General features: G+C 71.3%; 9 protein-coding genes and 2 pseudogenes. 5 read left to right on the forward strand and 6 right to left on the reverse strand.

Going from position 1 to position 11,080, the window contains the following annotated elements; all coding sequences use genetic code 11:
• Window positions 1-117: 117 nt before the first annotated feature.
• Together KY5_RS00700 and KY5_RS00705 are read right to left on the reverse strand one after the other, a co-directional pair.
• Window positions 118-978: an oxidoreductase gene (locus KY5_RS00700; RefSeq protein ID WP_098240303.1), complete on the reverse strand. Its 861-nt coding sequence runs from the start codon at window positions 976-978 to the stop codon at window positions 118-120.
• Complete coding sequence (locus KY5_RS00705; RefSeq protein ID WP_098240304.1) at window positions 965-1,825, reverse strand: helix-turn-helix domain-containing protein; 861 nt, start codon at window positions 1,823-1,825, stop codon at window positions 965-967. The genes KY5_RS00700 and KY5_RS00705 overlap by 14 nt, the downstream gene beginning before the upstream one ends.
• An 893-nt stretch (window positions 1,826-2,718) precedes the next feature.
• Here KY5_RS00705 and KY5_RS00710 point away from each other — a divergent pair.
• The 4 genes and pseudogenes from KY5_RS00710 (at window position 2,719) to KY5_RS00720 (ending at window position 7,015) form a co-directional block, all read left to right on the forward strand.
• Window positions 2,719-3,039 carry a CU044_2847 family protein gene (locus tag KY5_RS00710; RefSeq protein WP_098240305.1) on the forward strand — a complete coding sequence of 107 codons (321 nt, stop codon included), beginning with the start codon at window positions 2,719-2,721 and terminating at the stop codon, window positions 3,037-3,039.
• 5 nt (window positions 3,040-3,044) lie between these two features.
• Window positions 3,045-4,829 (forward strand): annotated as a pseudogene (locus KY5_RS43030) (serine protease); the annotation flags it as partial.
• Between the two features lie 66 nt (window positions 4,830-4,895).
• Window positions 4,896-6,431 (forward strand): annotated as a pseudogene (locus KY5_RS42395) (response regulator); the annotation flags it as partial.
• A gap of 62 nt (window positions 6,432-6,493) precedes the next feature.
• A complete protein-coding gene (locus tag KY5_RS00720) occupies window positions 6,494-7,015 on the forward strand; it encodes a GNAT family N-acetyltransferase (protein ID WP_098240307.1) in 522 nt (173 codons plus the stop codon).
• A gap of 32 nt (window positions 7,016-7,047) precedes the next feature.
• On the opposite strand, the gene KY5_RS00725 is transcribed toward KY5_RS00720, so the two are convergent.
• From KY5_RS00725 to KY5_RS00735, 3 genes are read right to left on the reverse strand one after another with little or no spacing between them, the layout of a single operon-like run.
• Window positions 7,048-7,521 (reverse strand): NUDIX hydrolase, encoded by a 474-nt coding sequence (locus tag KY5_RS00725; RefSeq protein ID WP_098240308.1) that lies wholly within the window; start codon window positions 7,519-7,521, stop codon window positions 7,048-7,050.
• Between the two features lie 9 nt (window positions 7,522-7,530).
• On the reverse strand, window positions 7,531-8,313 hold the full coding sequence (locus KY5_RS00730; RefSeq protein WP_098240309.1) for a 2-phosphosulfolactate phosphatase: 783 nt from the start codon (window positions 8,311-8,313) through the stop codon (window positions 7,531-7,533).
• Window positions 8,310-8,765, reverse strand: coding sequence for a hypothetical protein (locus tag KY5_RS00735; protein ID WP_098240310.1), 456 nt, complete (start codon window positions 8,763-8,765; stop codon window positions 8,310-8,312). The genes KY5_RS00730 and KY5_RS00735 overlap by 4 nt, the downstream gene beginning before the upstream one ends.
• Before the next feature lie 239 nt (window positions 8,766-9,004).
• Between KY5_RS00735 and KY5_RS00740 the strand changes: the two genes are divergently transcribed.
• Window positions 9,005-9,679, forward strand: coding sequence for a phosphatase PAP2 family protein (locus KY5_RS00740; RefSeq protein WP_098240311.1), 675 nt, complete (start codon window positions 9,005-9,007; stop codon window positions 9,677-9,679).
• 48 nt (window positions 9,680-9,727) lie between these two features.
• On the opposite strand, the gene KY5_RS00745 is transcribed toward KY5_RS00740, so the two are convergent.
• A complete protein-coding gene (locus tag KY5_RS00745; RefSeq protein WP_098240312.1) occupies window positions 9,728-11,080 on the reverse strand; it encodes a glutamate-1-semialdehyde 2,1-aminomutase in 1,353 nt (450 codons plus the stop codon).

The following is an 11,080-nucleotide window of genomic DNA, read 5'->3' on the forward strand; positions in this document are numbered from 1 at the left end:
GCCACGAACACCGTCACGATCACGGCTCACCTCCGCCCCAACTCCGCCTGGCTCCGGCCGATTCCCGGCCGAGGGACCGCGTGGTGAACCCGGACGTTCGTCGACGTCGGCGCGCCGTCAGCCCGCGGTGTGCTCCGGGGGAAAGTCGGCGCCGAGCGTCACCTCCCGCCAGTCCTCGAACGTGGTCCTGAGGGAGTCGAGCTTGGCGGTGGCGATGTCGTACGCGGCCTTGCCCAACAGCAGCCGGAGCGGGGGGTCTTCGGCCGTGACCGCGTCGACGACGGCCTGGGCCGCGCGTGCCGGGTCCCCGGGCTGGTGCCCGTAGGAGGCCAGGGTGCTCGCGCGTCGCGTGCCCGCGGTTTCGGCGTAGTCGTCGATGGTGGTGGGCGACTGGCGCATCGAGGGCCCGGACCAGTTGGTGCGGAACGCGGCGGGTTCGACGATCGTGACCTTGATGCCGAGCGGAGCGACCTCGACGGCGAGGGACTCGGAGATGCCTTCCACGGCGAACTTGCTGGCGTGGTAGTAGCCGGTGGCCCCGAAGCCGACCAGGCCGCCGATGGAGGACACGTTCACGATGTGGCCGGTGCGGTGGGCCCGCATGCCGGGCAGGACGGCCCTGGTGGTGTCCACCAGACCGAAGACGTTGGTGTCGAACAGGGCACGGACCTCGTCGTCCTCGCCCTCCTCGACGGCGGCGAGGTAGCCGTAGCCCGCGTTGTTGACCAGTACGTCGATCCGTCCGAAGGCGGCCTGCGCCCGGGCGACCGCGTCGGCGATCTGTTCGGCGTCGGTGACGTCCAGCGCCAGGACGACGGCGCGTTCCTCGTGCCCGGCGATCACGTCGGCGGCCTTGCCGGGATCCCGGGCCGTGACCACCGCCCGCCAGCCGTGTTCCAGTACGGTGCGGGCCAGTTCCCGGCCGAGGCCTGAGGAGCAGCCGGTGATGAACCAGACGGGGGAATCAGTGGAGGTCATGCGAGGTGTGCCCTTCGTCGTGGGTGTCGGGGAGTTCGGGGAGGCCGAGGCTGCCCAGCAGGGCGAGCGACTGTTCGGCGGCGCTGCCGGGTTCGGCGCGGTAGACCACCAGGTGCTGGCCGGGCGCGCTGTTGACGGAGAAGGTCTCGAAGTCCAGCGTCAGGTCGCCGACCGACGCGTGGTGGAAACGTTTGGCCGAGGCCGTCTTGGCCCCCACCTCGTGGCGCGCCCACATGCGGGCGAAGTCGTGGTCGCGTACGGAGAGTTCACCCACCAGCTTCTGCAACCGCTTGTCGTCCGGGGCGGGGTTGGCGGCCCGCAGCGCGGCCACGCACCCCTGCGCCACAACGGCCCAGTCGCGGTAGAAGTCCTGTGCGGCGGGGTTGAGGAACATCGCGGTGATCAGGCTCGTCTCGCCGCCGAGCCAGGAGAACAGCGCCTCGCCCAGGGAGTTGACGGCCAGCAGGTCGAGGTAGCGGCCGTAGACCAGAGCCGGTGTGTCCGCCCAGGTGTCCAGCAAGGCGACCAGTTGCGGGCCCGCGTACTCCCTGGCGGCGGCCGGAGGCCGCCCGTGCTGGGGCGGATCGATGAGGGCGCGCAGGTAGGCGGCCTCCTCGTCCGCCAGCAGGAGCGCGGCCGCCAATGCCCTTTGGACCTGCGGGGAGGGATTGCGTTCGCGCCCCTGTTCCAACCGTACGTAGTAGTCGGTGCTGACCCCGGCGAGGACGGCGACCTCCTCCCGGCGCAGGCCAGGAGTGCGGCGCGTCCCCGCGGGCATGCCGTGGTCCTCGGGGCGCACCAGCGCGCGTCGGGCCCGCAGGAAGTCACTGAGCCGGTTCTTGTCCATGCCCGTCAACGTAGGGGCCCGCACCGTTGTCCGGGTGGCCCTGTCACACCCACCCTGACGGGAGCGCGAGCGGAAGCCCGCGTACCGGCCTGGGAAGGAGCACCCGGACGGGCAACACCTTTATTTCAGGGCGCGTTGGCCGGTAGTTCACAACAGTGCCCATCGGCCTTTCGACAGACGCACACACACCGTCACCATCGACGACCTCCTCCTCGACGCGCGCGAAGCGGGTTACCCAGACGTCACCGAGCGGCTGATCAACACCTGGACCGCCAAGGGGCTACTGGACCACCCTCGCCCGCGCCCCGCACAGCGCGGCTCGCACAAGGCCGAGCATCCGGCGAGCCAGCGCAGACTCCTGCTGGTCCTCCTGGAGCAGCGCCGACGCGATCCGCAGCCGAAGCTGCACTCCCTCGCCCCCCCCTGACGCTCCTGCCCCATCCGCACGCCACGGCCCCGGTCCGCTCACGGCTCGTGCGTCTGGTCACCCGGCTGAGCCTCGCCAGCCAACTGACGCCGAGCGAGCACTCCGAACTCCTGGACGCCGTAGGGGCGGTGCTGTCCCCCGACGACAACCCGGCCCACACCTCCCTGCCCCTCGCCCCGCGCAGCACCTCCTGCGCGGCCGCCCCGGCGAACGGCTCCTCGAACAAGCGCGTGCCGCCCACCGCGCGGCCGAGGCCCACCGGGCCCCGCCGCGGCTCAAGGCGATCGACGGCACGGGGCAGCAACTGCCCTTCAGACTCGGTCACTTACTGCGCCGCGAGCACGACGCCTGGTGAGTCGCGGGCGCGGCACGGACATCCCCGGGAACGCCTGCGCCGCGCCCGCGCCGTACTCCAGGATTGGGGAGTACCGGTGATCTGCCGGCGGACGCGGATGCAAGGGGCATCGTGGCAGAACTCGTGATGGCGCTGGGGAACGACGACGGGGCGACCGCCGTCTTCGAGGTGGACGGCGAACAACTCGGCTCGGATCTGGATCTGGCAGCCGGTGGAGACGGCGTCGTGGCCAGGGCGCACTTGACGCTTCAGGAGGCGCTCGACCAGGTGCGGCCGACACTCGCCCATGTCGCGCAGACCGTACGGGAGTTGAAGCCCGACGAGACGGAGATCCAGTTCGGTCTCAAGATGGGCGGTGAGACCGGAGTGATCATCGCCAAGGGGACGGCAGAGGTCAACTTCGCGATTCGGGTGGTCTGGAAGAGCGGCTGATTCCGGTGCGTGCCCAGCGCGAAGGGCTCATCGTCAAGATCCGGGTCGCCACATCGGACGCCCCCGTCGGGGTCGGCTTCGTCGTCGGCGAGCGGCACATCGTCACCTGCGCCCACGTGGTCAACGCCGCGCTCGGCCGGGACAGGACCGTGCGCGACCGGCCCGCCGACACGGCGCGCGTGCAGGTCGAGTTCGTACTGCTGGGGGATGCCGAGGGCGCGCCGCTGCGGCACTGCCGGGTCGCCGCCTGGGATCCGCCGCCGTACGCCGGGTGTCCCGGGCGGGACGTGGCGGGTCTGATCCTGGTGGGCGGGGACACCTTGCCGGTCGGTGCCGGTCCCGCCCGATTGCTGGACGCGCGGGTGGGTCTGGTGGGTGACGCGCCCGTGTCGGTGTTCGGGTACGCGGGCGTGCCGGACCGGAAGGCTAACGGGGCCTGGAGCACGTGCGTGCTGCGCGGTGCCGTCGGCGGAGGGCTGATCCAGCTGGACTCCGGCGCGGAGTCGGCGCTGCGGGCCCAGCCCGGGTACAGCGGGGCACCGGTCGTCGCGACCGACCGGTGGGGGGACGCCGTCCTCGGCATGCTCGCCGTCGCCGGTCGTGGTGGTGGCGCTCAGGACGCGTACGCGGTGCCGATGACCGAGGTCGCCGCGGCCTGGCCCGAGATCCTGGGCCGTACCGTGCTGCCGCCCTGCCCCTATCGCGGACTGCGGGCCTTCACCGCGGCGGACGCGCGGACCGGGGTGTTCGTCGGCAGGGAGCGCGAGGTCGACCGGCTGCGCGACATGGTGAAGGCACAGCCCTTCGTCATGGTCACCGGCCCCTCGGGGGTCGGGAAGTCCTCCCTGGTCGCCGCCGGTCTGCAACCCGCCCTGTCGGCCGACGGCTGGAGCGTGGTGTCCTTCCGCCCCGGTGTGATGCCGTACGAGTCGGTGGCGCGGGCCCTGCTCGATCTGGAACACCCGGGCGGGGACCACTCGCTCGAGCAGTTGGAGCACCGGGCACGAGCGGTGCGGGAGAACGGCTTCTGGCCCGTGGCCTCCCGGGTCGCGGTACTCACCGGCCAGCGACTCGCCCTGATCGGCGACCAGTTCGAGGAGATCCTCAGCGTCGGATCGGACGGCGAGAAGCCGCTGGAGTATCTGCAGCAGTTGCTGCCGCCGCCGGACGCCGTCCAGGATCCGCGCGTACGACTGGTGTGCACGCTGCGCTCGGACTTCCTGCCCGAACTGCTCGAACTCCCCGACCTGGGCCCGCGCCTCCAGGACCGTCAGCTGAACGTCTCCCCGCTGGACGAGGGCGCGTTGACGCGGGTCATCGTCGAACCGGCCCAGCTGGCGGGCGTCTCCTTCACTCCGGGGCTCGCCGAGCAGATCGCCTGCGAGGCCAGCAAGGCCGCGGGAAGCCTGCCACTGCTCGAATTCACCCTGACCGAGTTGTGGCCCATGCAGCACGACCGCCGGATCAGCTTCGACAGCTATCACGGTCTCGGCGGTGTCTCCGGAGCGCTCAATCAGCATGCGGAGAAGGTCTACATCTGGCTCTCCGAGCAGCTCGGGCTCGACGAACCCCGCATCAGGCGGGCCCTGTTGACCATGGTCAGGGCCCGCGGTGGCGCCTCCAGCGCGGTGCGCGTCACGGCCCACCGCTCCCACCTGGGCAGCGACTGGTCGATCGCGCAGCTCCTCGCCGACCCCGAGCGTCGCCTGGTGATCCTGGGTCCCGAGGGGCCGGACACGGCCGAGATCGCGCACGAGGCCCTCATCCGCGAATGGGGCCGCCTGGCCACCTGGGTCGAGGCCGACGCGGACTTCCAGCAGTGGCTGACGCTCATGGAGGAGCGGGCGCAGGGCAAGGAGAAGGACCTGCTGTCCGCCACCCGTGTGGCGGAGGCGCAGCACTGGCTCGCCGAACGCAGGACCGACGTTCCCTCCGAGGTCGCCGACCTGATCGAGCACAGCAGCGCGGAGGTGGTCAAACAGCAGCAGACCCAACAACAGCTCAGCCAGTCACAGGCGTTGACCGAGCAGCTGCGCGCCCGCTCCGCGGAGCTCGAACGCCATCAGGAGGCCCTGCGCGAATCCAACAGGAAACTCGAGGCCAAGACGGTCGAGATCGAGGAAGCCCGGCAGGTGCTGGAGGAACGCAACGAGCAGCTCGCCTACTCCATGAGCTACAAGGCGGAGTTCCTCGCCAACATGTCCCACGAGCTGCGCACGCCTCTCCAGTCCATGCTGATCCTCTCGAAGATGCTCTCCGACAACGCGGAGGCCAATCTCACGGAGCAGCAGGTGCAGTTCGCCGAGACGATTCACGGCGCGGGGTCCGATCTGCTCGTGTTGATCAACGACATCCTCGATCTCTCCCGGGTCGAGGCGGGCAAGATGGACGTGTCGCCGCGGCCTGTGAACCTGGAGGAACTCCTCGACTACGTCGCCGCCACGTTCCGTCCGCTCACGACGGAGAAGGGCCTCGACCTCTCCTTCCACCTCTCCCCCGACCTGCCCCCTACCGTCCCCACGGACGAGCAACGCCTCCTTCAGGTGCTGCGGAACCTGCTGTCCAACGCCGTGAAGTTCACCGACACCGGGGCCGTCGAACTTGCCGTGGCCCTCGCCGGTTCCGGCGTGCCGCCCGCGATCCGCGAGTACCTGCACGAAGCCGGGTCGTTGCAGCAACTCGAATCCGAACTGCTCGCCTTCTCCGTGACGGACACCGGCATCGGTGTCCCTGCCGACAAGATGCAGGTGATCTTCGACGCGTTCAAACAGGCGGACGGCACGACCAGCAGGAAGTACGGCGGTACCGGTCTCGGCCTGTCCATCAGCCGGGAGATCGCGCATCTGCTCGGCGGCGAGATCCACGCGGAGAGCGAACTGGGCCGGGGATCCGCCTTCACGCTCTACCTCCCGCTGCACCACCCCGGCGCGCCTCACCCGGCCGCGGCGCCCCTCCCCGAACCACCGCTCTGGTCGCAACCCGTCGCGGACAGCCCTCTCGACCCCGACACGTCCCTCATGTTCCACGGCGAGTGCGTGCTGGTGGTCGACGACGACATCCGGAACGTGTTCGCTCTCACCAGCCTGCTGGAGCATCGCGGGTTGGTGGTCCTGTACGCGGAGGACGGCGGCGAGGCCATCGACGTCCTGGAACAGCACGCCGAGGTTGCACTCGTCCTCATGGACACGATGATGCCGGACATGGACGGCTACGAGACGACGGCGGCCATCCGCAAGAAGCCGCGGTTCGCCGGTCTCCCCATCATCGCGCTCACCGCGAAGGCCATGAGGTACGACCGCGAGAAGGCGCTGGAGTCCGGCGCCTCCGACTACGTGGCGAAACCGGTGGAGCCCGAGGAACTGCTCACCGTGCTGCGGCGTTGGCTCGTGTGACGCCGACGACAGCCGACGACAGGTGTGTGAGGCGGGGGGGGCGGGGTGCGAAAGTGATCCCCATGACAGACGCAGTCGTACGGCTCCCGCACTACACCCTGGCGGAGCGCGATGAGATCACCGGCGGTGGCGCCGACCCCTTCGGCGTGGCTTCGGCCGGGCTGACGTGGCGCGACAAGGACGTGCACTTCGGCCTCAGGCGGCAGGGCCGTCTCGTGGCGCACGCCGGATGGGTGCGGGTGCCGCTCTCGGCGGGTTCCGAACGGTGGCACGCGGCCGGTCTCGGTGGCGTCGCCGTGGCACCCGACCTCAGAGGGCAGGGGCTCGCGCGCCTGGTGGTGACGGCGGCCATGGAACACGCCCGCGACGCGGGCGACTTGGCACACGGCCTCCTCTTCTGCCTGCCGAAGCTCACCGCGCTCTACGGCCGCATGGGATGGCGCGTTCTGGACGACGGCATACGGGTCGAACAGCCCGCTGCCGACGGCCCGGTCCCCATGCCGTTGCGCGCGATGTGGACACCGCTGGGCAAGGGCGCGAGATGGCCGACGGGCGAGGCGCGGCTGCATTCCTTGCCGATGTGAGACGCGCGCGCCGCGCTCTGATCCGCACCCTCTCAGTGCCGGATCAGTCCGCCCACAGGAACGGGAGCCACATGGCCCGTCGCCGGTGTGGTCAGGGCCAGGGACAGGCCGATGTCGAGCAGCGAGGAGCGGGCGAGGCGGGTGACGTCGGGGATCGGGGTCCAGACCGACTCGGCGGTCTCGCCGTTGGGTTCGGGGCGGAGCCGACCGCCGGTGATACGGACCCGGTAGAAGACGCCGACGTTCTGAAGCTCGGGCCGACCGGGCACGCGGCGCTCCTCGGCCGGGACCACCCTGGAGTCCACACCCAGCAGCCGCTCGACCACGGCGTCAAGCCCGGTCTCCTCGGCGACCTCCCGGATCACCGCCTCGAAGGGGTCCTCCGCGTGCTCGACCCTGCCACCGGGCAGCGTCCAGGTCTTCGTGCCGTCGGGCTTCACGGAGTGCGCGAGCAGCACCCGCCCCTCCTCGATGCACACGGCGTACGCCGCCAGTCGCAGATCCATCCCGCGAGGCTATCCGGACATCCGGCCCGGCCGCCCGGCCACCCCGTCCCGGAACGCGCCCTCCGTCAGGACGGGGACCGTGCTACTGGCATCCAACTCGGTGGCGATGACGACGTCCTGCGCGAATCCGCCCTCGACGAGTTCTCGCCCGGAGGCGCTGTCAGCTACGGCGGCTGCGACGTCCCGCGTCGTGTGGAACGCGGACGCGGCGACGGCGGCCTCGAGAGACAGCACGTCGCCGACGTGTTCGCGGAGAGCGGTGACGATGGCGCCCGATCCGATCAGGTCCTCCAGGGCGGGCCGCAGGCTGTCGTCGGGCCAGCGCTCGCCCGCGGCGATCAGCGCGACGGGCCGGTCAGGCGTTCCGTAACCGTGGCGGGCCAGCCAGTTCCCGACGGCTGTCGCGTTCCGCAAGGCACCCGCGACCACCGGCGTTCCCCCGGCGCCGGCCGCGATCGCGGAGCCGTTGGGGGAAGGAAGGACGAGTCGCGGTGTGAAGGGGGCATCGCGCAGGGCAGCGGGCGAGAGTGACCACGGAGACGCGGCGTTCGCCGCCCGGCGTCCCACAGCGAGGCTCGCCTCGTGCTCGGCGGCGAACACGGCGGCGGTCTCGTCCCGCCAGCGGTAGGGGAAGACACGTGTCCCGGCGTCGGCCACGACGGTCACTGCGGTGGTGAACGACAGCACATCGACGATCACGACGCAGCTCACATGCGGTGCCAGCCGCTGCGCGCCGGTGGGTCCCCATTCGAAGCGGACGCCGTGGCCCGACTGCAGGTGTGGGTGGCTCATCGGCGCGCGTGACGGGCCGTGAGGCGTCCGAAGCCCATCGTCCCCGAGATGCGGATCTCCGGGCCACCGGGGTCGCTTGACCGTCGCGGAGGTCGGTAGCGGTAGTCCTTCCAGCCCGTCTGCAGGTCGTCGAGGAGCACGATCGCGTCGCGCGGCACGATGATCTTCGCTCTGCCGGTGCCGAGCGCCAGCTCGATGTCGATCGCCGGGTGCTCGATGACCACCCGCGACAGGCCCAGCCGCGCGCGTCCGTAGGCGGAGGCGACCTTGAGGGTCCGCGGGACCTGCCACGCCCCGCGCCGCTTGATCCGACCGCTGGCGGCGCCGGTCGTGGTCGTGGTTCCCGGCTTCTCCGCCGGAGCGACGACAGCGCCGAGGTGAGCTCGCTCCGCCGCGTCGCGGTCCTCGTCGCCGATCGCTGTCGGCAGGTCTTCTGGCAGGGAGGAGGTCACCGGTTCACTCTAGTCCGCCTTTCCCACAACTCCCCTTGGTCACCGTCGTCTTGTCGGTGGGGTGTGATGGTGGTTCCCCGCGACCACGGACGGATTGTTGGTTAGGGTGACACGAAGAGGCTGGAGTTCGACACGGTGGAGGGGCTCGCGTTGGATCGTCTGGCCGGAGCGGAACCGGGCGTCGGTTTACGCCAGTTGGTGCACGACGGGATGCTCGTCCCGCACGGTCCGGTGGGCGCGTGACCGGCCGACCCGCGCCCACGGCGCTCCCCCGAACCCTGCGCGCGTGGCTGGGTCTCGTCGCCGTGCTCGCCGCGTTGGTGGTCGTCGCGCTCGGGGTCCTGTACGCCGGTCACAGCGAGCCCGGCACCGTCGACAGGTGGTTCGTCGATCCGACGGCGGACAGTGTGCGGCCGCCGTGGCGGCGCCCCGCTCTGGCCACGGACTTCCTGGGCGAGCCCGCCGGATCGGCGACGCTTGTCGTGGCCGCCGTGGCGGGCTGTCTGCTGTGGCTCGGCCGTCGCGCGGCGGTGTTCGTCGTTGCCGGGGTCGGCCTCACCGTGGTGACGGCGACGCTCCTCAAGTCCCTGGTGGGGCGCACCATCCACGGCGCCGACAACCTCTCCTACCCGAGCGGGCACACCGCCTTCCTCACCGCGCTCGCCCTGGTGGCGGCCCTGCTCGCGACCGGGCGGCTCGGCCTCGGCAGGACGGCGGGCGCCTCGCTCGTGCTCGGTGCGGCGCTGGTGGCGGGCGCCGCCATGGGCTGGGCGCAGGTCGCCCTGGGCGCGCACTATCCGACCGACGTCCTCGGCGGCTGGTGCACCGCGCTCGCGGTGGTGCCGTCGACCGCATGGCTGGTCGACCGGCTGGTCGACTGCCGGGCCGACGCCGGTCGGTCGGAGCGCCGCTGACGTCACCTCACGTCGGCCCGCGGCGCGCCATCCCGTATCGGGCTCGGCTCACGCCAAGCGGCGGAACACCGGCTTCACCGGCCTCCCCGCCAGCCACGGCGTGGGGTCGGCGGCATCCAGCGCCTTCCGGTAGACGGCACATGCCTGGGCCACCGCGTCAATGGTGTGGTCGATGTCGGCCTCGCTGAGCGCGCTGCTCACCACGAACGACGGGGCGAGCACGCCGCCCGCGAGGAGTCGGCGCAGGAACAGGGTGCGGTACCCCTGCGACGGCTGCCCGTTCTCGTCGAGGGTGGCGAAGACCAGGTTGCTGGCCCGGCCCCTGACGACGACGTGGTCGCCGACGCCCATCCCGGCCGCCACGTCACGGACCCCTGCGGCCAACCGCTCGCCGAGGGCGTGCAGTCGGTCGGTGATGCCCTCCTCGGCGTAGGTGCGCTGCACGGCCATCGCGGCGGCCAGCGAGTGCGTCTCCGCTCCGTGCGTGGTGGACAGCAGGAACACCCGCTCGCCGGAGTGACGAAGTCCGCCCCGCTCCATCAGCTCTCGGCGCCCCGCGAGGGCGGAGACGGCGAACCCGTTGCCGAGCGCCTTGCCGAACGTGGAGAGGTCGGGGACGACGCCGTACAGGCCCTGGGCGCCCGCCTCCGACCAGCGGAAGCCGGTGATCATCTCGTCGAAGATCAGCACGCAGCCGTGCCGGTCGGCCAGTTCGCGCAGCGCGGCGAGGTACCCGGCGGGAGGCTCGGTGTGCCCGGCCGGTTCGAGGATCAGGCACGCGATCTCGTCCTGGTACCGGCTCAGCAACTCCTCCGTGGCGGCCAGGTCCCCGTACGGGAACGCCACCGTGAGCTCGGTGGTAGCCGCCGGGATACCGGCGGACATCGGCGTGGTGCCGATGAACCAGTCGTCGACGGAGAAGAAGGGGTGGTCGCCGCAGACGGCCACCCGGGGACGTCCGGTGACGGCGCGGGCCAGGCGCACCGCGGCGGTGGTGGCGTCGGAGCCGTTCTTCGCGAACTTCACCATCTCGGCGGTCGGCACCGTGGCCAGGAAGCGCTCCGCGGCCTCGACCTCCACGATGGAGGGCCGGACGAAGTTGCTGCCCCGGTCGATCTCCCGCCGCACCGCCTCGGTGACGCGCGGGTGGGCGTGGCCGAGGCTGACGGAGCGGAGTCCTGAGCCGTACTCGACGTACCGGTTCCCGTCGACGTCCCACACGTGGGCGCCTCGGCCGTGGCTGATGACCGGGGCGAGGTCCTCGGGGTACTGGTCGTCGCCCTTGGCGTAGGTGTGGGCGCCGCCGGGGATCAGGGCGTGCAGCCGCTCGTTCGCCGTCCGCGACCGGGGCAGCTCCAACTCCTCGGCCGCCCCGGCCTCTTGGGTGTGTTCGGTGTCCAC

Origin of the sequence: Streptomyces formicae, from assembly GCF_002556545.1 — a bacterium.
In the GTDB taxonomy this organism is placed as follows: domain Bacteria; phylum Actinomycetota; class Actinomycetes; order Streptomycetales; family Streptomycetaceae; genus Streptomyces; species Streptomyces formicae_A.

Bases quoted from the DNA above. Each gene is read 5' to 3' on its own strand.
- KY5_RS00700 (WP_098240303.1), bottom strand. From the start codon at position 978: ATGACCTCCACTGATTCCCCCGTCTGGTTCATCACCGGCTGCTCCTCA.
- KY5_RS00720 (WP_098240307.1), top strand. From the start codon at position 6,494: ATGACAGACGCAGTCGTACGGCTCCCGCACTACACCCTGGCGGAGCGC.
- KY5_RS00705 (WP_098240304.1), bottom strand. From the start codon at position 1,825: ATGGACAAGAACCGGCTCAGTGACTTCCTGCGGGCCCGACGCGCGCTG.
- KY5_RS00725 (WP_098240308.1), bottom strand. From the start codon at position 7,521: ATGGATCTGCGACTGGCGGCGTACGCCGTGTGCATCGAGGAGGGGCGG.
- KY5_RS00730 (WP_098240309.1), bottom strand. From the start codon at position 8,313: ATGAGCCACCCACACCTGCAGTCGGGCCACGGCGTCCGCTTCGAATGG.